The organism is Candidatus Pantoea bituminis, from assembly GCF_018842675.1.
GTDB lineage: Bacteria > Pseudomonadota > Gammaproteobacteria > Enterobacterales > Enterobacteriaceae > Pantoea > Pantoea phytostimulans.
This window is the reverse complement of sequence record NZ_JAGTWO010000004.1, coordinates 2,784,324-2,806,963: the sequence shown is the minus strand read 5'-3', so window position 1 is coordinate 2,806,963 and position 22,640 is coordinate 2,784,324. Positions and strand designations below refer to the sequence as shown.

Genomic DNA, 22,640 nt, shown 5'->3' with positions numbered 1-22,640 from the left:
CCAAATTTATTAATTAATAGCACCAACGATATTTTTCCAACGCAATCTTTCCCTCATCGCTGACCTCAATACCTTCGGCTTCCAGCGCATCGCGTTGCCGAAACAGGTCATCACCTTGCAATGAAATTGTGCCGTGACGGTTAACCACCCTATGCCAGGGCAAAGTGCTGCCTGCAGGCAGGCGCTTTAACACGCCGCCAACTTGTCTTGCCGCTCGGGGCGAACCTGCAAGTTGGGCAATTTCACCGTAAGTGATGACCTTACCGGCTGGAATGGCGGCGACAATTTGCCAGATACGTTGCTGAAAGCTGTCGGGTTGGTCCATCTGCTTGTCCTGTCGCAAAAAATGGCTTCAACTTTAGCATGACAGACGAGAGGGAATGCGTGGAAGTGCTTGTTGTTCAAGAAAGCAACGGTCATCCCGTCTGCGCTTGCAATTGCCAAGGGCTTCCCCGATAATGCCTGCGCTCTCGTAATGAGGGCTATCAATGGGGGCCCTGTTGGTTCTCCCGCAATGCTAGCTTGTGAACTCGGTCAGGTCCGGAAGGAAGCAGCCGCAGCAGGTGACGCGTGTGCCGGGATGTAGCTGGCAGGGCCCCCACCCAATTTTATCCTCCCCTCTTTCTACTCAAAAAACGATGCTCAAAAAAAGCAGACAGGCGAAACTCGCCTGAGGCCGATCCATTGCCGGCAGGCGAGATTATTAAGTCTGGATAGATGCGTTGTAGGGAAAAGACGTAAAGCAGTGAAGGACTAACGTACGAATTTCCACACCGAAACGGGAACTTTGTCGTAAAGCTTATTCATTGTCAGTTCAGCTAAACGATGATCGGCTGCAGAGTAAAATACGGCTAGTTCGTTGTCAGGTAATTCGTACTTATTTTTTCAATGACCCTTTCAAGGGTATCGATTGAGCGACAACGACGCAGTCGCATCAAATAATCCGTTTTAGTTAGGGCTTTGTTCATAAATAAACCGTTCTCACGTAAGTACTATAACGAATGGCTTGGTTGCTGGAGAAAAGCGCACTCTTCAGTGAACAGATTAAATAAGCGTTTAGCTGAACGTTGCCATCGTTGGAGATCTTGCGTATTGATACCGTAATTACTGAACAACATAAAGGTATCGTCAAGATATTCATCGATTTGCGAAATCAGCGCTTCATCTTCAACATGCTTAATTTTGTAATTCATCGTGAAAGAGGCGATATGCTCAATCAGATCATTGAGTTGTAAATTGCTTTCAGAAGTGGGGTCATTAACCCAGCCATGATGGCTATCAGTCAACGTTGCCATACTTTCGTCAAACAGGCTCTCACACAGATATTTGAGCTGGGCAATATCATGCCGTTTCGGTGAGTATTCGTCCATCTTTTTCCCCTCCGTAGCAAGCACAGTTACCGCGATGCGGGGTGATAAAGCAAAGCGGCCAGGAAGCGATTATATAGAGCTGTTAATAAACGGAGTGCTTTAAATATAGTGTAAAACCATTAGTTTTGCTCACCTCCATTACTAAATATTACAATTCGTCGGCGGGAGAAGGACGCGTATTGTCAATTAGCTCAAACGCCAGCGCACCGGGCACGATTTGAAACATTACCTGCTCTTTTTGCGTCATGGTTTCATTTAGATCCAAACACGGACTAAATAAATTCCAATCAAAATGGTAAAGCATTTTAAATCTATTCGGCCCGACAACTTCTATTGAATTTATTTTAAAACTCTCTGGAACTAACAGGGCATTGTGTGAATACCACTGTAAATCTCCGGCTAGCGGTTCCGCTATTTTGAGAATATTCCGCTGAATGATCGTTTCTATTTTAGCGATATCTGTTTCGCCAGGTGCAATATCACATTCAATATGCAGCATATCAGGGTCTGTAATTACAATTGATAAACCTATGATTAATGTTCTGCAAGAAGTTTGCAAGCGAGATACTGAGCGGACGAACGATAGCTGAGATAGGTTATTATTTAACTTATTGATTATAATCTAATTTAATGATTTCCTGCCCTCAATAAATTGCCCGCTACGTTATCTTTTGAAACATTTTGAACACTTCCCTGACAAAAGAATCGCGTATCATAATTGTTATGTTATAACATTTAGGTGCGATTATGAATCACAGTGGATTACTGCTGTCGTTGAACAGACGATTGCTTATCGCGTTGGCACTGATTGCACTGCTTAGCTGTGCGATGGAGTGGGGAATGTATCAATGATTGTTTTTAAATCGCTTCGTGCAGGCTATCAGGGTCAGGCCGTTACCCCCGTGATCACGGGTCAGCTGTTAGCAGGCAGCATGACAGCATTAATGGGTGCCAATGGCAGCGGAAAATCGACCTTATTAAAAACTATTGCCGGTTTACTGCCGCCCATATCAGGACAATGCGAGCTATTGCTACCGCGAAAAGAGAGGGGTTGGCTGCCACAACGTACCGAGCTGGAAACGCGTTTCCCGCTAACCGTATTTGAGTTGGTTTCGATTGGCTGCTGGCCGCGCTGTGGTTGGTTCGGCGGCATTACTCGTGCTTCGCGTAAAGAGATTTGGCTGGCGCTTGAAGCGGTACAAATGATGGATTATGCCGATGCGCAGCCAGCGACCTTGTCAGGTGGACAATTACAACGCGTTCTGTTTGCTCGCCTGATGTTACAACGCAGTCGTCTATGGCTGCTGGATGAGCCCTTTAATGGTATCGACAGCCAAACGGTTACTTTGCTCATGTCAATCCTGCAGCAGCAGCAGCAAGCGGGTACCACCTTGCTGGTGGTTCTTCACGATCGCCCCTTAGTCGCACGTTATTTCACAGATGTTTTGTCGATGGATGACGCTTCCCATAGCCAAATGCCGACACATTCACTGCCGTTACGGAGAGTGGCACCGTGACGCTGCTTCAACCCTTTCTTGAATTTGGTTTCATGCGCCGTGCGCTGGTTGCCTGCATCGCTTTAGCCGTTAGCGCGACGCCACTCGGCGTGTTCCTTTCGTTACGAAGGATGAGTTTGATTGGTGACGCGTTATCACATGCGGTGTTGCCGGGCGCAGCCATCGGTTATTTGATCTCAGGACTTTCATTAGTCGCGATGGGCATTGGTGGCTTGATCGCGGGCTTAGCCGTGGCGTTGCTATCAGGCGCAGTCAGCCGTTACACGCCGCTAAAAGAAGATGCCAGTTTTGCCGGTTTCTATCTTGGTTCGCTGGCGTTAGGGGTGACATTGGTGTCACTGCGAGGCTCGAGCGTCGATCTGTTACATGTGCTGTTTGGTTCGCTGCTGGCGGTAGACAACCCGGCATTGCTGCTGGTCGGTGGCATTGCTGCTTTTACCTTGCTGATGTTGGCGCTGATCTACCGGCCTTTAGTGATTGACGCGTTCGACCCCGATTTTTTACGTGCACAGGGTAAATGGAGCGCGCCGCTGGTGCATGGCCTTTTTCTGATGTTGGTGGTGCTGAACCTGGTTGCTGGCTTTCAGGTGTTGGGCACCTTGATGTCGGTAGGATTGATGATGTTACCCGCGGCAAGTGCTCGTTTCTGGAGTCGTCATCTGGTTGCCATGCTCGCCACTGCCATGCTGTTAGCCGTGATCGCTTCATTTATTGGATTGATTCTTTCCTGGCATTTTTCACTGCCCGCTGGACCGGCGGTGGTGCTGAGTGCCGCCATGCTGTTTTTCATTTCTATTTTGACAGGGCCGTGCGGTGGCATTTTGCACCGCCATTAATTTAAGAGGTTTTTATGAAAAAGTTACCGGTTAGCCTGGCGATCGGCGTGATGGCGATCAGCCCATTTTCCATGGCTAAAACTGTAAATGCCGTAGCCAGTTTCACTGTGCTGGCTGACATCGTTAAGCAGGTTGGCGGCGATCAGGTAAAAGTAAAAAGTCTGGTAGGGCCAGATGGCGATCCTCATACTTTTGAGCCGACACCACAAGACAGCCTGGCGCTGTCAAAAGCTGATGTGGTTTTCGTCAGTGGTTTAGGGCTGGAAGGATGGATGGATCGCCTGGTGACAGCATCAGGCTATAAAGGTCAGCCCGTCGTGGCTTCTCGCGGTGTAACGACGCGTAGCATGGAGGAAGAGGGCAAAAGTATTACCGATCCGCATGCATGGAACAGCATGCAAAATGGGGTGATTTACGCAACGAATGTGATGAATGCATTAATCAAAGCCGATCCTGATGATGCCGCTGCGATTCGTCAGCGTGGCGAAAATTATATTCAGCAGCTTAAAAAACTCGATAGCTGGGCAAAAAAGGCTTTTCAGGCCATTCCGTTAGAGAAACGGAAGGTATTAACCAGCCACGATGCCTTCGGCTATTTCGGACAGCGTTATGACGTTAATTTTCTGGCCCCGGTTGGATTTTCAACGGAAGCAGAAGCCAGCGCGAGCGATGTCGGCAGTTTGATTGATCAATTAAAACAGCAGCACATCAACAGCTACTTTATCGAGAATCAGACCGATCCCCGTCTGGTGAAACAAATTGCCAGCGCGACCGGCGCACAGCCTGGCGGTGAACTTTATCCCGAAGCGCTTTCTGCCGCATCTGGTCCGGCTGCAACTTATGAGACCGCCTTTAAACATAACGTTAATGCCATGTTGGGCAGCATGCGTTAAGCATAAAAAAGGCCGGGAATTCCCGGCCAATCATCACGACACATCCTAGTGTTTTTTCTTTCTTCCCTGCACCGCTTTAAAGCGCGGATTGGTTTTACAAATCACATAAATACGACCTTTGCGTCGCACCACTTTGCAATCTTTATGACGATGTTTAGCGGAACGCAGCGAACTCAATACCTGCATGATTTATCTCCTGTTATTGGCGTCCCAGAAAGCGACCGAAACGCTGGTTGAAGCGTGCTGTGCTGCCTTCTTTGGTGAAATCTTTCTGTTTACCGGTGTAATGAACATGTGAGGCAGATGAGACATCCAGCGTCACGTAGGGCAGCGTCTCGCCCCTAAACTCCACGGTGCGATCGGTTTTAATCGTCGAACCGATTTTGAACCAGGCATCAGCTGAAGTGTCATGGAATACCACCTGACGATATTGCGGATGAATATTGGCTTTCATAAACTCACCTTTATGTAATGTTATAATATAACAATATTATGCGCCGTCAGATGCCTCAATGCAACCGAAGAAAAAATACGATTAACGAAGCGTGTGAGAACGGAAAGTGGCGGGTTTCGCAGGCAATAAAAAAGGCCGCTTGCGCGGCCTTTTAGCATCACACCTTAGTGTGATTGGGTATGTTCGACCGGATGGCCTTTTTCAATTTCGGCTTTGTTCTTGCCGAAGCGGCGACGCACCACGACAAAGAATACCGGAACAAAGAAGATAGCCAGCGCGGTAGCCGTTACCATGCCGCCCATTACGCCTGTACCTACTGCGTTCTGTGCGCCGGAACCCGCGCCTGTACTGATCGCCAGAGGCATTACGCCAAGGATAAAGGCAAGCGAGGTCATCAGGATTGGACGCAGACGCATACGTGATGCTTCCAGCGTCGATTCAATCAAGCCTTTGCCCTCTTTATCCATCAAATCCTTCGCGAATTCGACGATCAAGATGGCGTTCTTAGCCGAGAGGCCAACGGTTGTCAGTAACCCCACTACAAAGTAGACGTCATTACTCAAGCCACGTAGCGTAGTGAAGAGCAGCGCACCCACCACCCCGAGCGGTACCACCAGCATGACTGAGAACGGAATCGACCAGCTCTCATACAAAGCGGCGAGACAGAGGAAAACCACAATCAGCGAGATAGCATACAGCGCCGGTGCCTGGTTTCCTGACAAACGTTCCTGGTAGGACATGCCGGTCCAGTCATAGCCGATGCCGGTTGGCAGCTTCGACGCTAACTCTTCCATCAGGTTCATCGCTTCACCAGAACTTTTACCTGGCGCAGGCTGACCAAGGATTTCCATCGCAGGCAGACCGTTATAGCGTTCCAGACGCGGAGAACCGTATTGCCACTTCGCCGATGAGAAGGCCGAGAAGGGCACCATGGTTCCGCTGCTGTTGCGCACGTACCACTTGCTGATGTCATCCGGCAGCATACGTGAATCAGCTTTACCCATCACATACACTTTCTTCACGCGGCCACGGTCAATAAAGTCATTGACGTAGGAACCGCCCCAGGATGCAGCCAGTGTGGTGTTGATGTCGCTCAACGACACGCCCAACGCCTGTGCTTTTTCCTGATCGATGGTCAGTTTGTACTGCGGTGTATCTTCTAACCCGTTCGGACGCACACCAACCAGCGTGTCAGAGTGCTGTGCAATCATACCAAACAGCTGGTTACGCGCTTCGGTTAACTTATCGTGACCCAGGTTGCCCTGATCGATCAGTTCAAAGTCGAAGCCGGTAGCGTTACCCAATTCGATAATTGCGGGCAGGTTAAACGGAATTACCATGGCATCTTTGATCGCACCCAACGCTTTCATCGCACGTCCGGCGATGGCAGGGACTTTCAAATCACTGTTTCCACGTTCATCCCAAGGCTTGAGGCTGACAAACGCAATACCGGTATTCTGGCCACGGCCGGCGAAACCAAAGCCATTGACGGTAAATACGGAGTTAACGCTGTCTTTCTCTTTGGTCAGGAAGTAATCCGTCACCTGATCCAGCACTTTCTGGGTACGTTCTTGCGTGGCACCTGCAGGCAACGATGCCTGAGCTAACAGCAAGCCCTGATCTTCTTCCGGCAGGAAGGAGGAGGGTAGACGTAAGAACAGGAAAGCCATGCCAACCACAATCACCAGGTAAATCACTAAATAGCGACCGGTGCTGCGAACGATGTGACCCACACTGTCAACGTAGTGGTTGGTGCTCTTGTCGAACAGACGGTTAAACCAACCGAAGAAACCAGTGGTTTTGCCGTGGTCCCCTTTTTTGATGGGTTTCAGCATGGTGGCACAAAGCGCAGGCGTCAGAATCAACGCCACCAGCACCGAAAGGGCCATAGCCGATACGATGGTAATGGAGAACTGACGATAAATTACGCCGGTTGAACCGCCAAAGAACGCCATCGGTACGAACACCGCTGACAGTACCAGCGCGATACCCACCAGCGCGCCTTGAATCTGCTCCATCGATCGTTTGGTCGCTTCTTTTGGCGGTAATCCCTCTTCCGCCATCACGCGCTCAACGTTCTCAACCACCACGATGGCATCATCCACCAGCAAGCCGATGGCGAGCACCATCCCGAACATCGTCAGGGTGTTTATCGAATAACCAAACGCACTGATAATGGCAAATGTACCCAGCAACACCACCGGCACCGCAATCGTTGGGATCAACGTGGCGCGGAAGTTTTGCAGGAACAGATACATGACCAGGAACACCAGTACGATCGCTTCCATCAGGGTTTTCACCACTTCAAAGATGGAAATTTTAACGAATGGTGTGGTGTCGTACGGGTAAACCACTTTCATGCCAGCAGGGAAGAACGGTTGCAGCTTCGCCAGTTCTTGTTTTACCGCATCTGCGGTATCCAGTGCGTTAGCACCGGTTGCCAGTTTAATACCGATACCGGATGCGGGTTTGCCGTTGTAACGTGCGATGATCTCGTAGTTTTCACCGCCGAGTTCAATTTTCGCCACATCACGTAAACGCACCTGCGAGCCATCGGGATTCACTTTCAGCAGGATTTTGCCGAACTCATCGGTAGACGTTAAGCGAGTCTGCGCGATGATTGATGCGTTAAGTTGCTGGCCTGGCGCAGGTGGCGTTCCACCTAACTGACCTGCTGCAACCTGAGCATTCTGTGTATCCAACGCGCTGATCACATCAACCGGCGTCAGCTGATAGTTATTCAGCTTATGCGGGTCCATCCAGATACGCATAGCGTACTGCGCACCAAACACCTGCGTATCACCAACACCTGCGGTACGGCTGATCGGATCTTTAATGTTGGAGGCAACATAATCAGAAATATCATTCTGCGTCATGCTGTCGTCATCACTAATGAAACCGGCCACCATCAGGAAGCTGCTGGAGGATTTCTTAACCTGAATCCCCTGTTGCTGCACTTCCTGCGGAAGCAGAGGCATTGCCAGTTGCAGTTTGTTCTGCACCTGAACCTGGGCAATATCTGCGTCAGTTCCAGACTGGAAAGAGATTGTCAGCGTCAGCGTACCGGATGAATCACTGCTTGAGGACATGTACATCAGTCCGTCAATGCCGTTCATATTTTGCTCGATAACCTGCGTTACCGAATCCTGCAGCGTTTTCGCATCCGCACCCGGGTAGGTGGCCTGAATCTCAATTGCCGGCGGCGCAACATTGGGATATTGCTCTATCGGCAGTTTGAGAATCGATAGCACACCCGCCAACATGATGATGATGGCGAGGACCCACGCAAAGATGGGTCGATCGATAAAGAACTTAGCCATGTATCAACGGCTCCTGTTATGACGATGATTTTTCAGACTGAGACTGCGATTGCGAGTCAGGTGCAGCTTTAGCATCGTCTGAGACTTCTTGTGGCGTAACCTGTGCGCCCGGTTTTGCACGTTGCAGACCTGTCGTAATCACACGTTCGCCCGATTTAACACCGTCCGTCACCAACCATTTGTCGCCAATGGCCTGAGCGGCATTCACGGTACGTGATTCGACTTTATTGTCAGAGCCCACCACCATTACTGTCGCCTGACCGGTTGGCGTACGCGTTACCGCTTGTTGCGGTACCAGCAAGGCTTCTGGGTTGGTTCCTTCATCCAAACGTGCACGTACAAACATGCCCGGCAACAATGAATGTTGTGGATTTGGGAAAATCGCACGCAAGGTGATAGAGCCAGTGGTTTCGTCGACGGTTACGTCAGAGAATTCCAGTGTGCCAGGTTGAGAAAAGCTGCTGCCATCTTGCATCAACAGGGTGACGTTTGCTTTACCGTCAATCTGTTTCAGCTTGCCTGACTCCAGTTCTCCACGTAGGCGCAGGAAATCGTCGCTGGATTGCGTGACATCAACATACATCGGGTCAAGCTGCTGCACGGTAGCCAGCGCGGTAGTTTGCGCGCTTTGCACCAATGCACCTTCCGTAACGGAAGATTTACCGATACGGCCGCTGATAGGCGAAGTCACTTTGGTGTAAGCGAGATTGATACGCGCTGTTTCGACGTTGGCTTTTGCCACTTGAACTGCAGCATCATTCTGCGCAGCAGTAGCAACCGCGGTGTCATAGTCTTGCTGACTGATGTACTTAGTACCCAGCAGAGGTTTGTAACGTTTCACCGTGAGCTGAGCAATGCGCGCATTAGCTTCAGCCTGAGACAAATCGCCTTTGGCGCTGTTATAAGCGGCCTGATAAGTTGCAGGATCGATTTGATAAAGCGATTGACCCGCTTTTACATCACTGCCTTCAACAAAATTACGCTTCAGAATAATACCGGAAACTTGAGGCCGAACTTCAGCTACGCGATACGCGGAAGTCCTGCCCGGTAATTCGGTAGAAATTTTTAAAGGTTCGTTTTTTAACGTGACAACACCTACTTCAGGAGGTTGTTGCTGGGCGGCTTGTTGGGATTTACCATCATCACATCCTGTTAACAAAAAGCTGCCTGATAACATCAGGACGGCCGCCAGAGGCGATAATCCTCTGATTTTATTCATAAATAAACCTCTAGAGTTCGATATCAAATGATCAATGGATCACAAACCGAAAAACCCATTGCTGCGTCAGATCGCGGGTCGTGCTATGGTACATACATTCACAAATGTATGTAAACTTGCCTGTTTGTAAAAAAGTTACCTATGGCACGAAAAACCAAAGCGCAAGCACTTGAAACTCGACATCAAATTCTTGATGCCGCCATTATTCTGTTTTCACAACAGGGTGTTTCTGCCACCTCATTAGCAGATATCGCCGCAGCCGCTAATGTCACACGCGGTGCCATTTACTGGCATTTCAAAAATAAAGCTGATGTCTTGCATGAAATCTGGTTGCGATGCGACGCCGGGCTTGATGATGTGGAACTTGAGTATCAGACAAAATACCCGGGCGATCCACTTTCTGTTTTAAGGGCGATGCTAGTCTATATCTTTGAAGCAACAGCAAAGGATCCACAACGCCGCGCCTTGATGGAGATCATATTCCATAAGTGCGAATTCGTCGGTGAAATGGCGGCACTGAAAAACATTCAGCAGAGTTTACTGCTTGAGTGTTACGAAAAAATAGAAGACGTTCTGCGTCAGTGTATTGAAGCAGAACAGCTGTCGCCGCATCTTAACACGCGTCAGGCTGCGCTTATTATGCGCGGTTACGTTAATGGAATGATGGAAAGCTGGTTATTTACGCCGGAAAGCTTCGATTTAGCCGGTGATGCCACACAACTGGTTGAAGCGTTTATTGATATGTTACGGCTAAGCCCAACCTTAACCGTTAACGTTTAATCAGAATGGCTGTTGTCGCGTTTTCTTTCAAAATCGCGTTGTACCATGGCCAATGCTGAGAGCACCGTTTCTACTGGAAGCTGATGCTCTTCCAAAAGTTGAATCAAATCCACCGCCAGCTTGACGTCGTCAGGGGCACTTTCCAAAGACATAATCTCTCCTTAACAGGGGACCTCGTTACTGTCCCATCTCTTATGCCAGCGTATCGCTCTTAATAATAGAAGCAGACATTGCCGTGACGTTTTATTCGCTTTCACTGCCACTACGCAGCGATAACGCCCATTCAACAGAACGGATAGCCTGTCGACAACGCGCCATTCTGCCTTCAAGAATTTCCAAATCTTTTTTCAACTGCTGCTGTACCGCCAGGGTTTCAGCCAACGCCATGCGCTGCTCGCGCTGATCGATCATGGCCTGCAATCGTCGCTCATACTCACGATATTCCTGATATTTGGATTCTCGCAGATTCCGCTGCGGTCGCTCGCGCCAGGTGCGAATTTGCTGGGTACTCGCTTCTCGTTGCAGGGCTGCGATTTGATCTACCAAACGTTCAGCTAACCAGGCACTTCGAGTCAGATCCTCTGCCTCTGTACACAATCGCTGAAAATTTTGCTCAATTTCTTGCAGATAGTCGGCCAGTCTTGTGCCTTTAGCACGGAAGAGTTGACTGTCGAAGCGTGGTTGACGACAGCGTCCATCGGGATGGCGGGCAATCTCTTCACGCAAGCTAAGAATGCAATGATGCAGTCGCTGATGAACGGAACTGAGGCTCATAATCCGCCAGCCAATTGTGCTAACGTGTGCGAACTCAGGAATTTTTGGGCGGCATTCATGCAACGCATTGTGTTATTAACCCTCGGCTGGCTGGCAATTGTGCTGGGCACATTGGGTATTGTATTACCTTTATTACCTACCACGCCATTTATGCTCTTGGCGGCTTGGTGCTTTGCCCGTTCTTCACCCCGCTTTCATCACTGGCTGCTGTGGCGCTCACCCTTTGGCCGTTATCTTCGCCACTGGGATCAACATCGTGCCATGCCGCCAGGCACGAAAGGTCGCGCTATCTTACTGATTGTTCTTACCTTTAGCGTTTCCATTTTTTTGGTGAAAATCGTGTGGGTACGTATCATGCTATTGGTGATGTTAGCATTACTGGTGGCATTTATGTGGCGCATTCCGGTGGTGGCAGAAACGGCGGATCCGCCGCAGACACCGCGATAAAGTTGCATTTATCCGGCCATTTGCTTAGATTTGGGCGTCTTCGTGCGTGGCTTTCCCTTGTGAATACTCTCCCGCTGAGCCTTTTAATAGGTATTGGCGCTATAGAAGCTGCGCGAAACAGAATTTTTTACCAGGCGTAACATTATGACCGACACTGCGCAGCAGCTTGAATACATTAAAAACAGCATCAAAAGCATTTCTGATTACCCGAAACCGGGCATCCTGTTTCGTGACGTCACCAGTTTGCTGGAAGATCCAAAAGCCTATGCGGCGTCAATCGCGCTGCTGGTCGAGCGTTATCGCAACAAAGGCATCACTAAAGTTGTAGGAACCGAAGCGCGTGGTTTTCTGTTTGGTGCGCCAGTGGCGTTAGGTTTGGGCGTGGGATTTGTCCCCGTGCGTAAACCGGGCAAACTGCCGCGCGAAACTTACAGCGAAACCTATGAGCTGGAATACGGCACCGACCAACTGGAGCTGCACAAAGATGCTATCCAACCGGGCGATGTGGTGTTAGTAGTTGATGATCTACTGGCAACCGGCGGCACCATTGAAGCGACAGTGAAATTGATTCGTCGTGCCGGTGGTGAAGTTACGGATGCCGCTTTCATCATTAATCTGTTTGATTTAACGGGCGAAACCCGCCTAAAAGCGCTTGGCGTAGAGTGCTACAGTCTGGTCAACTTCCCCGGCCACTAAACGATTCTGCAGGCCTTGCCGCAAGGCGAGGTCTTCACATGCTTCACTGAGATAACCAGTGATAGGCAGATGCATTTCTCGCTGTTAGACTACTGCAACGATATACAGGAGTTGCAGATCTCTGCGCTCACCTTTCCATCCAAATTCGTCGAATCCACATGAGCTATCAGGTACTTGCGCGAAAATGGCGTCCCCAGGCTTTTGCTGATGTTGTTGGTCAGGAACATGTTCTGACGGCGCTGGCGAATGGATTGTCTCTGGGACGTATCCATCATGCTTATCTCTTCTCCGGCACGCGCGGGGTAGGGAAAACCACCATTGCGCGTCTGTTGGCCAAAGGTCTTAACTGCGAAACGGGTATTACCGCGACGCCGTGCGGCCAGTGCAATAATTGTCGCGAGATTGAACAGGGCCGATTCGTTGATCTGATTGAGATCGATGCGGCTTCGCGCACCAAAGTGGAAGACACCCGCGATCTGCTCGATAACGTTCAGTACGCACCGGCGCGTGGCCGCTTCAAAGTCTATTTGATCGATGAAGTCCACATGCTTTCGCGTCACAGCTTTAACGCGCTGTTAAAAACGCTGGAAGAGCCGCCGTCACACGTTAAATTTCTGCTGGCAACTACCGATCCGCAAAAACTGCCGGTGACCATTCTTTCTCGCTGTCTGCAATTTCATCTCAAGGCGCTGGATGTCGATCAAATCCGCCAGCAGCTTGACCATGTTCTGCAGCAAGAACAGATCGAAAGTGAACCGCGCGCGCTGCAGCTTTTAGCCCGCGCTGCGGATGGCAGTATGCGCGATGCGCTGAGCCTAACTGATCAGGCGATTGCGATGGGGCAAGGCGCGGTAACCAGCGCAACCGTCAGCACCATGCTGGGCACGCTTGATGGCGAACAGCCGTTGGGATTGATCGAGGCCGTGGTTGATGGCAACGGTGAAGAGGTGATGTCGCTGTTGAACCAGGCGGCGTCGCGCGGTGTGGAGTGGGAAGCTCTGCTGGTTGAAATGCTGCGTTTACTGCATCGCATTGCCATGGTGCAATTGCTGCCGACATCATTAAATGATGATGAAGAGAGCAATGCGCTGCGTTTACGTGAACTGGCGCGCGTCGTGCCGCCAGCGGATGTGCAGCTTTATTACCAAACCTTGTTAATGGGACGCAAAGACTTACCGATTGCGCCCGATCGCCGCATGGGCGTTGAAATGACGCTGCTGCGTGCGCTGGCTTTTCACCCTAAAGCGCAGGTTGCTGATCCCGTAGCACGTCCAGCCTTGGTGGCGCAACCGGCAGAAGTACAGCCACAAAACCCGCCGGTACAGCCTCAAGCCGCCAATTTACAGCCGCAACGTGCGCCCGCGCAGCCGCAAACTGCAAAGTCGCAGCCACAACCGACGGCGGCACAGCCACAAATGGCACCGCCTGATGCTGCACCTGCGACGCAGCACCATGAAACGTCGCCAGCGGCGGCACCGGATCCCTCTTTATCCAGTTCCACCAGTCAGCTCCTGCAGGCGCGCACGCAACTGTTGCGCCAGGGAGCGAACAAACCAAAAAGAGTGAGCCGGCGGCGCCTGGAGCGCGGCCGGCCAACTCCGCGCTGGAGCGGCTGGCTTCAGTCACCGAGCGAAGCCAGCAGCGCATGCGAGATAGCGCTCCTGCCGCTCCGGTAAAAAAAGAGGCCTATCGCTGGAAATCGCAGAACCAGACGGTGGAAATTGCCGAACCCGTCGCTACGCCAAAAGCCTTGCGTTCTGCGCTTGAGCATGAGAAAACCCCTGAGCTGGCGGCACGGCTGGCGGAAGAGGCGTTGCAGCGTGACAGTTGGGCTGCCGAAATCGCCACCCTGCAGTTGCCTAAGCTAGTACAGCAGTTAGCCTTGAATGCATGGAAGGAAACCACTGAGAACGGTGTTTGTTTGCACCTCCGTTCCAGCCAGCGCCATTTGAATTCTACCGCTGCGCAGCAGGCATTAAGCGCAGCGTTAAGTCAGGCAGCCGGACAGACAGTTGAACTGTCGGTCATTGAAGACGATAATTCTACGGTGTTGACGCCACTGGAGTGGCGTCAGGCCATTTACGAAGAGAAGCTGGCGCAAGCGCGTCAGTCGATCACCAGCGATACTCACATTCAGACGCTGCGTCGCTTTTTCGATGCCGATCTGGATGAAGAAAGTATCCGACCCGTTTGATCACGCTGCCGCTGTCCAATGGATAGCGTTGTGGCCACAGCTGAGAGAGAAAACTATGTTTGGTAAAGGCGGATTGGGTAACCTGATGAAACAGGCCCAGCAGATGCAAGACAAAATGGCCAAAGTTCAGGAAGAGATCGCTGCACTGGAAGTCACCGGTGAATCAGGCGCGGGTCTGGTAAAAGTCACCATCAACGGTGCGCATAACTGTCGCCGCGTTGAAGTCGATCCAAGCCTGTTGGAAGATGACAAAGACATGCTGGAAGATCTGATCGCTGCGGCATTCAACGATGCAGCACGCCGCATCGATGAAACCCAGAAAGAGAAGATGGCGGATGTCTCTTCAGGCATGCAATTGCCGCCTGGCTTCAAGATGCCGTTCTAATGCAAACCAGTCCACTGCTTGAGTCTTTGATGGAATCGCTGCGCTGTCTGCCTGGCGTTGGGCCGAAATCGGCACAGCGCATGGCATTCCAGCTGTTGCAGCGCGATCGCAGCGGTGGCATGCGGCTGGCGCAGGCGCTTACACGGGCCATGTCGGAAATCGGTCATTGCGCCGATTGCCGCACGTTCACCGAGCAGGAAATTTGCACCATTTGCGCCAATCCCCGGCGTCAACAAAATGGGCAAATCTGTGTGGTGGAAAGCCCGGCAGATATCCACGCCATTGAGCAAACCGGGCAATTTGCCGGTCGCTACTTTGTGCTGATGGGCCATCTTTCGCCGCTTGACGGCATTGGCCCGGCGGATATTGGCCTGGATCGCCTTGAACAGCGCTTAGAGAGTGAAACCCTCAATGAAGTGATTCTCGCGACCAACCCAACGGTTGAAGGCGAAGCCACTGCTAACTATATTGCCGAGCTGTGCGGGCAATATGGTGTCGATGCAAGCCGTATCGCCCATGGCGTTCCGGTGGGCGGCGAACTTGAAATGGTTGATGGCACCACGCTGTCGCACTCGCTGGCCGGTCGCCACAAGATTAAATTTTAAACGCTTGCCGGTGTTATGTAAGACACCGGCTTGAAATCCTCGTACTTATCCCCACATCTTCCTCAACGTTTGTTCAACCTGTTTTGTTGAGGTAGCAATGACCATGAAAGGACAAGAGACCCGTGGCTTTCAGTCGGAAGTAAAACAACTTCTGCACCTGATGATCCATTCTCTCTATTCAAACAAAGAGATTTTCCTGCGCGAACTGATTTCCAACGCCTCAGATGCGGCGGACAAGCTGCGTTTTCGTGCGCTGTCTGATGCCAGCCTCTACGAAGGTGATGGCGACTTGCGCGTGCGTCTCTCTGTTGATAAGGACAACCGCACCATTACGCTGAGCGATAACGGCATTGGTATGCGTCGGAACGAGGTGATTGATAACCTCGGTACGATTGCGAAATCAGGTACCAAAGCGTTTCTTGAATCCATGGGTTCTGACCAGGTCAAAGACAGCCAGCTCATCGGCCAGTTTGGTGTCGGTTTCTATTCCGCCTTTATCGTGGCAGACAAAGTGTCCGTGCGCACCCGCGCAGCGGTGCAGCTGCTGACGAAGGCGTGTTCTGGGAATCAGCAGGGGAAGGCGAATATACCCTCGCGGATATCACCAAAGACGATCGCGGCACCGAGATCACGCTGCATTTACGTGAAGGTGAGGATGAGTTCCTTGATGCCTGGCGTGTGCGCAACATCATTGGTAAATACTCTGATCACATCGCGCTGCCGGTTGAAATCGAGACCAAAGACGAAGAAAACGACACAACCAGCTGGGAAAAGATCAACAAAGCTCAGGCGCTGTGGACACGTAACAAGTCTGACATCAGCGATGAAGAGTACACCGAGTTCTATAAGCACATCGCACATGACTTCAGCGATCCAGCGATTTGGAGCCATAATCGGGTTGAAGGCAAGCAGGAATACACCAGCCTGCTCTATATCCCGGCACGTGCGCCATTCGACATGTGGAACCGCGATACCAAGCATGGCCTGAAACTCTACGTACAGCGCGTGTTCATCATGGACGACGCTGAGCAGTTCATGCCGAACTATCTGCGCTTTGTTCGTGGCCTGATTGATTCCAACGATCTGCCGCTGAACGTCTCCCGTGAAATTCTGCAAGACAGCCGCGTAACCCAAAGCCTGCGCGGTGCGCTGACTAAGCGTGCGCTGCAAATGCTGGAAAAACTGGCAAAAGATGACAGCGACAAATATCAGACCTTCTGGAAAGAGTTTGGTCTGGTGCTGAAAGAAGGCCCTGCTGAAGACAACACCAACCAGCAAACCATCGCTAAATTGCTGCGCTTTGCAACCACGCAGAGCGAAGGTGCAGAGCAAACCATTTCGCTGGAAGACTATGTTAGCCGCATGGTAGAAGGGCAGGAGAAGATTTACTACATCACTGCCGACAGCTATGCCGCAGCGAAGAGCAGCCCGCATCTGGAACTGTTCCGCAAAAAAGGCATTGAGGTTCTGCTGCTCTCCGATCGCATCGACGAATGGATGATGAGCTACCTGACCGAGTTCGACGGCAAAACCTTCCAATCTGTCAGCAAAGCGGATGATTCGCTAAGCAAGCTGGCCGATGAAGAAACCGAAGAGCAAAAGAAGCCGAGAAGGCGCTGGAACCGTTCGTTGAGCGCATTAAAACGTTGCTGGGCGAGCGCGTTAAAGAGGTGCGCTTAACGCATCGCTTAACCGACACGCCAGCGATTGTCACCACTGACGCTAATGAAATGACCACGCAAATGGCGAAGCTGTTCGCGGCTGCGGGTCAGGAAGTGCCAGAGGTGAAATACATCTTCGAAATCAACCCGGATCACCAATTGGTCAAACGCGTTGCGGATACGCAAGACGAAGCGCACTTTGGCGAGTGGATTGAACTGCTGCTGGATCAGGCGCTATTGGCTGAGCGCGGTACGCTGGATGATCCGAACCAGTTTATCCGTCGTATGAATCAGCTGCTGACGGCCTAAACTAACAAGCCGGTGACGCACATCACCGGCTTTTTTTATGGCTGCGCAGCGTCGCGGAGCCAATGTCGAAACAGGCTTATCTCAGCATCGTTTCGCCGCGCTTGCTTGGTCATCATCCAGGTTGCGCGTTCAACCCGCACAAAGCCTACGGGCGCAATCAATGTGCCATCTTCAAGCTCCTTTCGAACCAGCAAACGCGGCGCCATGATCACGCCGAGACCATTGCGTGCCGCCTGAATACCCAACGTCAGATTTTCAAAATGCTTACCGGGACGAAAGTTCCCGCGCACGCCTGCGGCTTTTGCCCACTCTGACCAGGCATGTAAGCGCGTATCGGCATGGAGCAGCGGCAATTCTGCCAGATCCTGTTCGCTGCGAAAGCGTTGGGCAAACAGGGGTGAGCAGAGCGGGCCAATATAGTCTTCGCTAACCAAGGTGGCATCAATATCGCCATCCGGTGGCTGCTCGTAGCTGAGGATCAACACGTCAGTATGTTCGCTGCGCAACTGATCAACGTCAGCCAGCGCCTGAAACTGAACGTCGATTTCGGGATGTCGCTGATAAAACGTCGCAATACGTGGAATCAACCATTGCGAGAGAAAACTGGGTGAACAGGAAACTTTAAGATGATGACGCATGCCAGTACGAATACTTTCACTGGTGCTGTGTAATTCGCTGAAGGCTTTCTGGCAACTGATGAGTAAGCGCTCACCATGTGAGGTTAATTTGACGCGTCCATTAGAACGGACAAATAACGGCTTGCCCATCCAGTTTTCAAGCTGGCGTATCTGATGACTGATAGCGCTATGTGTGACGTGCAGGTGTTCGGCCGCCAGACTAAAGCTGCTGTTCAAAGCGGCCTGATGAAAATAGTGCAGCGCCCTCAGCGGTGGTAGCCCGGTCATACTCATCCCCTGTGTAAAAACCTAACAGGGATTGTCAGTTTATATCATTTTAAAGTCCAGCCGCATTGACCTACCCTTTAGGGCAAATTCTGGCGGGTTGACTGATGCGTTTGTCTGTGCCTTTATCGGCTATTTCCGCCTTGCTCAAGACGAGCCGCTCGCCATCACACTGCAAAAACACGAGAAAAAGTACGATGGCTTCCTCATCTTCTTCATCTGAGCGTTCTTCAAAGGCGCGAGATAGGTTGCGCCTCACATTGTCACGACTCTATAAACTAGAGCAGTTCGATCTGTTCTTTACTCCGTCGTTACATGTTGCGCGCATACTGCTCTCCCAACTCTTTTTTCGCCAGGAACAGGCACGTAATCAAACCCGCTACGCTTCCCATTATCCTGTTACCGAACTCAATGTACTGCCCGCTATTCCACTGATGTCAGGCAATATCACGCTCATTCCGCATATTGAAACGCCGCGCGGCGTAATACGAACGTTGAGCGATTGCCAAAAGCAGGGTGTGACCGATGCCAGTGAAAGCTTTGCCAGCATGCTGCATGAGTCACTGATCAATGAGGCTCAGCTGTTTGTTACCCGTTTTGATCGTCACGCTGAGTTAGGGAATGATTTAGTGCTGGTGGCGCTGCGTACACAGGATTTCAGTACGTTAGTACGCAGCGAATTGCGCCTGTTTGAACAAGGTTTAACGCTGGAAAATGCGATTCAACATACCCTCAAGCGAATGGACGATGATGACTGGCGGCCTTATAACGCTGCGGTTGTGGATAATATCTCGATCTCCTCGCCGGTAATATTGAATTCCAGCCATCAGCCTGGCTTGCCGTTTGCCAGTTTTTATTTGCCCGCTTCGCTGCTGGCGACGTTAAAGAGTTCGGACGAGATGATGTTGTGGCCAAAACTGGAGCGCTTGCAGTTCAATGCCAATGTGCGCGGCGGTGGCAAAAAAGCGTCAATATGACGCATCAGGTGTGCAAGCGGCTGCAAAACTTGTTTGCCGCTAGCAACAAATCTGAAAAAGGCGCAACGTTGAATCGCTACTAGGTATCCGAGAGGAAAGCCAATAAAGTAGACCTGACAGGATCCGCGCCTTTCTTGTGATGCGCGGATCATAATGGTATGTTCTTCGCCTTCTCAGATAGATCAATGCGATTCGCAAGGGATTTACGCAATGCGTATTATTCTGCTCGGTGCTCCGGGCGCAGGTAAGGGGACTCAGGCCCAATTCATCATGGAGAAATATGGCATCCCGCAAATCTCCACCGGCGACATGTTGCGTGCAGCAGTTAAAGCAGGCTCTGACCTTGGCAACCAGGCGAAAGCCATTATGGATGCCGGCAAGCTAGTTACCGATGAATTAGTGATTGCGCTGGTAAAAGAGCGTATTACACAGGAAGACTGCAAAAACGGTTTCCTGCTGGACGGTTTCCCACGCACCATTCCTCAGGCAGACGCGATGAAAGATGCCGGCATCAACGTTGATTACGTGCTGGAGTTTGCTGTACCGGATGAACTGATTGTTGAACGCATCGTGGGACGTCGCGTCCATGCGCCATCTGGCCGCGTTTATCACGTCAACTTTAATCCACCAAAAGTGGAAGGCAAAGATGATGTGACGGGCGAAGAGCTGACCACCCGTAAAGATGATCAGGAAGAAACCGTGCGTAAGCGCCTGGTGGAATACCATCAGATGACCGCGCCGCTGATTGCTTACTACAGCAAAGAAGCTGAGGCGGGCAACACCGCTTATCACAAAATTGATGGCACCCGTAAAGTGCCTGAAGTAAGCGCAGAGCTGGCGAACATCCTCGGCTAAGTGCGTTGGGGCTGGTTATGCTGGCCCCTTTTGCAGTAATCGCTGTTACCTCCCACTAATTCCGCTACAATTTCCCTCGTTTTCACGCACCCCCGTATTCGTCAAGGAATAGCAATGAGGCAAGATAAGCCCGGCGTGTTACTGGTAAATTTAGGTACACCAGACGCCCCAACCACACCTGCAGTTAAACGTTATCTAAAACAATTTTTGAGCGATCCGCGCGTTGTCGATACGCCGCGCTGGCTTTGGTGGCCGATCCTCAATGGCGTTGTTTTGCCATTCCGATCGCCAAAAGTCTCAAAACTGTATGCATCGGTCTGGATGGAAGGCGGTTCGCCGTTGATGGTTTTCAGCCAGCGCCAACGTGATGCGCTTGCGGCAAAGCTCGATATGCCGGTTGCATTGGGCATGAGTTACGGCAATCCCAGCCTGAAAAGTGCCGTCGACAGTTTAATGGCGCAGGGCGTAACGCGATTGATCGTGCTGCCGCTTTACCCGCAATTTTCCTGCTCTACCGTAGCTGCAGTGTGGGACGGCTTAACCGCGGTATTTAAAGATTACCGCTCATTGCCTGATGTCGAGTTCATTCGCGATTATGCTGAACATCCCGCTTACATTGCTGCGTTAAAAGCCTCGGTTGAACGCTCTTTTGCCAAGCATGGTCAGCCCGATCTGCTGGTGATGTCTTATCACGGCATTCCACAACGTTTTGCAGATGAAGGCGATGACTATCCGCAGCGCTGCGCGGATACGACCGCAGCCCTGACTAAAGCGCTGGGCCTGCGCGACGACCAGTTTAAACTGACTTTCCAGTCGCGTTTTGGTCGTGAGCCTTGGTTGACGCCTTATACCGATGAGACGATGCAAGGCCTGCCGGCCAAAGGTATCAAGCACGTTCAAGTGATGAGTCCTGGCTTCTCGGCAGATTGCCTGGAAACGCTGGAAGAGATCAGCGAGCAAAACTGCGAGTTCTTCATGCACGCAGGCGGTGAGAAGTTTGAGTACATCCCAGCTTTAAACGATGATGAAGCTCACATCGACATGATGGTGCAGCTGGTCAACGCACGCCGTTAATTCACAGGCAGAGAGTGTGATATCATTCTCTGCCTGTTTTCCCCTACGGCAGCCTTCATGAAATTTCCCGGCAAACGAAAATCCAAACACTATTTCCCTGTTAGCGCTCGCGATCCTTTATTGCAACCCACTCAACACGACGTTGAAGAAGGCAGCTGGGTGGTGGGTATCGATCAGACATTGGTTGATATCGAAGCCAAAGTGGATGATGACTTTTTAGCTCGCTACGGTTTAAGCGCAGGCCATTCTTTAGTGATTGACGATGCCGTTGCTGAAGCGCTCTACACCGAGTTAATGCGTGAAGAGCTGATCAGCCATCAGTTTGCGGGCGGTACCATTGGCAACACCCTGCACAATTTTTCCGTGTTGGCTGATGATCGCTCGGTACTGCTGGGCGTGATGTGTAATAACATTCAAATTGGCGGTTACGCTTATCGCTATCTTTGCAATACTTCCAGCCGCATGGATCTCAACTATCTGCAGGGTGTTGATGGCGCGATTGGACGCTGCTTCACTTTAGTTGGCGAGCAGGGCGAACGCACCTTTGCTATCAGTCCCGGCCAGATGAACCAGTTGCAGCCAGCCAACATCCCGGAAGCGGTGATTGCGGGTGCCTCGGCGCTGGTGTTGACATCCTATCTGGTGCGTTGCAAAGAGGGCGAGCCGATGCCGCATGCCACGCTACAAGCAATTGAGTACGCAAAAAAGCATAACGTGCCGGTGGTGCTAACGTTAGGGACTAAACACGTCATTGGCGATAATCCGCAATTCTGGCGCGATTTCCTGCGCGATCACGTCTCTATCGTGGCAATGAATGAAGAAGAAGCCTATGCGTTAACCGGCGAAGCGGATCCGCTGCTGGCATCTGATATGGCGTTGGAATGGGTAGACCTGGTGCTGTGTACTGCAGGCCCGACGGGTTTATACATGGCGGGTTATACCGAAGACGAATTCAAGCGCAAAACCAATCATCCGTTGCTGCCCGGTGCGATTGCAGAGTTTAACCAGTACGAATTCAGCCGCGTAATGCGTTTGCAGGATTGCCAGCAACCGCTGCGTATTTTCTCTCATATCGCACCTTATATGGGCGGTCCAGAGAAAATCATGAATACCAACGGTGCGGGTGATGGTGCTTTGGCGGCTCTGCTACATGACATTACGGCGAACAACTATCACCGTCTTAAAGTGGCGAATTCCAGCAAACACGCCCGACCTTATCTGACTTACTCTTCGCTGGCGCAAGTGTGTAAATATGCTAACCGCGTCAGTTATCAGGTGTTGAACCAGCATTCACCGCGCCTGACGCGCGGCTTACCAGAGCGTGAAGATAGCCTGGAAGAGTCCTACTGGGATCGATGATTTAAGCGGGTCG

At 51.2% G+C, this 22,640-nt stretch carries 22 protein-coding genes, 1 other RNA gene, 4 pseudogenes and 1 other annotated feature; of the genes and pseudogenes, 16 read left to right on the top strand and 11 right to left on the bottom strand.

What is annotated here, in order from left to right; all coding sequences use genetic code 11:
• Positions 1-13: 13 nt before the first annotated feature.
• The gene (locus tag KQP84_RS17085; protein WP_215847426.1) at positions 14-325 is read right to left on the bottom strand and encodes an MGMT family protein; all 312 of its coding nucleotides are present in this window, start codon (positions 323-325) and stop codon (positions 14-16) included.
• A 173-nt stretch (positions 326-498) separates the two neighbouring features.
• Here KQP84_RS17085 and ffs point away from each other — a divergent pair.
• An RNA gene (gene ffs, locus KQP84_RS17080) (signal recognition particle sRNA small type) lies at positions 499-595 on the top strand.
• A gap of 158 nt (positions 596-753) precedes the next feature.
• Here the strand turns inward: ffs and hha are convergent.
• The 3 genes and pseudogenes from hha to KQP84_RS17065 all read right to left on the bottom strand — a co-directional run bounded on the left by hha (position 754) and on the right by KQP84_RS17065 (position 1,869).
• Positions 754-968 (bottom strand): annotated as a pseudogene (gene hha / locus KQP84_RS17075) (hemolysin expression-modulating protein Hha).
• Positions 969-992: 24 nt separating this feature from the next.
• Positions 993-1,370, bottom strand: a complete 378-nt coding sequence (gene tomB, locus KQP84_RS17070) for an Hha toxicity modulator TomB (protein WP_215847425.1) — start codon at positions 1,368-1,370, stop codon at positions 993-995.
• 148 nt (positions 1,371-1,518) lie between these two features.
• The gene (locus KQP84_RS17065) at positions 1,519-1,869 is read right to left on the bottom strand and encodes a hypothetical protein (RefSeq protein WP_215847424.1); all 351 of its coding nucleotides are present in this window, start codon (positions 1,867-1,869) and stop codon (positions 1,519-1,521) included.
• Between the two features lie 349 nt (positions 1,870-2,218).
• On the opposite strand from KQP84_RS17065, the gene KQP84_RS17060 reads away from it, so the two are divergent.
• From KQP84_RS17060 to KQP84_RS17050, 3 genes are read left to right on the top strand one after another with little or no spacing between them, the layout of a single operon-like run.
• Positions 2,219-2,887, top strand: a complete 669-nt coding sequence (locus tag KQP84_RS17060) for a metal ABC transporter ATP-binding protein (protein WP_215847423.1) — start codon at positions 2,219-2,221, stop codon at positions 2,885-2,887.
• On the top strand, positions 2,884-3,723 hold the full coding sequence (locus KQP84_RS17055) for a metal ABC transporter permease (protein ID WP_215847422.1): 840 nt from the start codon (positions 2,884-2,886) through the stop codon (positions 3,721-3,723). The genes KQP84_RS17060 and KQP84_RS17055 overlap by 4 nt, the downstream gene beginning before the upstream one ends.
• A gap of 14 nt (positions 3,724-3,737) precedes the next feature.
• Positions 3,738-4,616 (top strand): metal ABC transporter substrate-binding protein, encoded by an 879-nt coding sequence (locus KQP84_RS17050; protein WP_215847421.1) that lies wholly within the window; start codon positions 3,738-3,740, stop codon positions 4,614-4,616.
• Between the two features lie 45 nt (positions 4,617-4,661).
• Here KQP84_RS17050 and ykgO read toward each other — a convergent pair whose 3' ends face one another.
• From ykgO to KQP84_RS17030, 4 genes are all read right to left on the bottom strand, one after another.
• Positions 4,662-4,802 carry a type B 50S ribosomal protein L36 gene (gene ykgO / locus KQP84_RS17045; protein ID WP_215847420.1) on the bottom strand — a complete coding sequence of 47 codons (141 nt, stop codon included), beginning with the start codon at positions 4,800-4,802 and terminating at the stop codon, positions 4,662-4,664.
• A gap of 13 nt (positions 4,803-4,815) precedes the next feature.
• Positions 4,816-5,070, bottom strand: a complete 255-nt coding sequence (locus tag KQP84_RS17040) for a type B 50S ribosomal protein L31 (RefSeq protein ID WP_215847419.1) — start codon at positions 5,068-5,070, stop codon at positions 4,816-4,818.
• A gap of 164 nt (positions 5,071-5,234) precedes the next feature.
• Positions 5,235-8,390, bottom strand: a complete 3,156-nt coding sequence (locus KQP84_RS17035; protein WP_215847418.1) for an efflux RND transporter permease subunit — start codon at positions 8,388-8,390, stop codon at positions 5,235-5,237.
• Positions 8,391-8,406: 16 nt separating this feature from the next.
• The gene (locus KQP84_RS17030) at positions 8,407-9,609 is read right to left on the bottom strand and encodes an efflux RND transporter periplasmic adaptor subunit (protein WP_215847417.1); all 1,203 of its coding nucleotides are present in this window, start codon (positions 9,607-9,609) and stop codon (positions 8,407-8,409) included.
• Positions 9,610-9,750: 141 nt separating this feature from the next.
• Between KQP84_RS17030 and acrR the strand changes: the two genes are divergently transcribed.
• On the top strand, positions 9,751-10,389 hold the full coding sequence (acrR, locus tag KQP84_RS17025; protein ID WP_215847416.1) for a multidrug efflux transporter transcriptional repressor AcrR: 639 nt from the start codon (positions 9,751-9,753) through the stop codon (positions 10,387-10,389).
• Here acrR and rsmS read toward each other — a convergent pair.
• Complete coding sequence (rsmS, locus tag KQP84_RS17020) at positions 10,386-10,541, bottom strand: pleiotropic regulatory protein RsmS (RefSeq protein ID WP_215847415.1); 156 nt, start codon at positions 10,539-10,541, stop codon at positions 10,386-10,388. The genes acrR and rsmS overlap by 4 nt on opposite strands.
• 91 nt (positions 10,542-10,632) lie before the next feature.
• Complete coding sequence (priC, locus tag KQP84_RS17015; RefSeq protein WP_215847414.1) at positions 10,633-11,163, bottom strand: primosomal replication protein PriC; 531 nt, start codon at positions 11,161-11,163, stop codon at positions 10,633-10,635.
• A gap of 57 nt (positions 11,164-11,220) precedes the next feature.
• Here priC and KQP84_RS17010 point away from each other — a divergent pair, with 57 nt between their 5' ends.
• The 7 genes and pseudogenes from KQP84_RS17010 to htpG all read left to right on the top strand — a co-directional run bounded on the left by KQP84_RS17010 (position 11,221) and on the right by htpG (position 17,460).
• Complete coding sequence (locus tag KQP84_RS17010; protein WP_215847413.1) at positions 11,221-11,610, top strand: DUF454 family protein; 390 nt, start codon at positions 11,221-11,223, stop codon at positions 11,608-11,610.
• Between the two features lie 144 nt (positions 11,611-11,754).
• Positions 11,755-12,306 (top strand): adenine phosphoribosyltransferase, encoded by a 552-nt coding sequence (gene apt, locus KQP84_RS17005; protein WP_215847412.1) that lies wholly within the window; start codon positions 11,755-11,757, stop codon positions 12,304-12,306.
• Between the two features lie 158 nt (positions 12,307-12,464).
• Positions 12,465-14,500 (top strand): annotated as a pseudogene (gene dnaX, locus KQP84_RS17000) (DNA polymerase III subunit gamma/tau).
• Positions 13,843-13,903, top strand: a sequence feature (DnaX frameshifting element). Its footprint overlaps the pseudogene before it by 61 nt.
• A gap of 55 nt (positions 14,501-14,555) precedes the next feature.
• Positions 14,556-14,885, top strand: coding sequence for a YbaB/EbfC family nucleoid-associated protein (locus KQP84_RS16995; RefSeq protein ID WP_215848326.1), 330 nt, complete (start codon positions 14,556-14,558; stop codon positions 14,883-14,885).
• The gene (recR, locus tag KQP84_RS16990; protein WP_215847411.1) at positions 14,885-15,490 is read left to right on the top strand and encodes a recombination mediator RecR; all 606 of its coding nucleotides are present in this window, start codon (positions 14,885-14,887) and stop codon (positions 15,488-15,490) included. Before KQP84_RS16995 ends, recR begins: the two co-directional genes overlap by 1 nt.
• A 97-nt stretch (positions 15,491-15,587) precedes the next feature.
• Positions 15,588-15,995, top strand: a pseudogene (locus KQP84_RS26250) (ATP-binding protein); the annotation flags it as partial.
• 50 nt (positions 15,996-16,045) lie between these two features.
• Positions 16,046-17,460 (top strand): annotated as a pseudogene (gene htpG, locus KQP84_RS16985) (molecular chaperone HtpG).
• 35 nt (positions 17,461-17,495) lie between these two features.
• Here htpG and KQP84_RS16980 read toward each other — a convergent pair.
• Entirely contained in the window at positions 17,496-18,365 is an 870-nt protein-coding gene (locus KQP84_RS16980; protein WP_215847410.1) for a LysR substrate-binding domain-containing protein, read from the bottom strand.
• Between the two features lie 257 nt (positions 18,366-18,622).
• On the opposite strand from KQP84_RS16980, the gene KQP84_RS16975 reads away from it, so the two are divergent.
• From KQP84_RS16975 to KQP84_RS16960, 4 genes are all read left to right on the top strand, one after another.
• Positions 18,623-19,339, top strand: a complete 717-nt coding sequence (locus KQP84_RS16975; protein WP_309140157.1) for a DUF6024 family protein — start codon at positions 18,623-18,625, stop codon at positions 19,337-19,339.
• Between the two features lie 210 nt (positions 19,340-19,549).
• On the top strand, positions 19,550-20,194 hold the full coding sequence (gene adk, locus KQP84_RS16970) for an adenylate kinase (RefSeq protein ID WP_215847409.1): 645 nt from the start codon (positions 19,550-19,552) through the stop codon (positions 20,192-20,194).
• A 114-nt stretch (positions 20,195-20,308) separates the two neighbouring features.
• Positions 20,309-21,268, top strand: coding sequence for a ferrochelatase (gene hemH, locus KQP84_RS16965; protein ID WP_215847408.1), 960 nt, complete (start codon positions 20,309-20,311; stop codon positions 21,266-21,268).
• A gap of 57 nt (positions 21,269-21,325) precedes the next feature.
• Positions 21,326-22,627, top strand: a complete 1,302-nt coding sequence (locus KQP84_RS16960) for an inosine/guanosine kinase (protein ID WP_215847407.1) — start codon at positions 21,326-21,328, stop codon at positions 22,625-22,627.
• Positions 22,628-22,640: the final 13 nt, after the last annotated feature.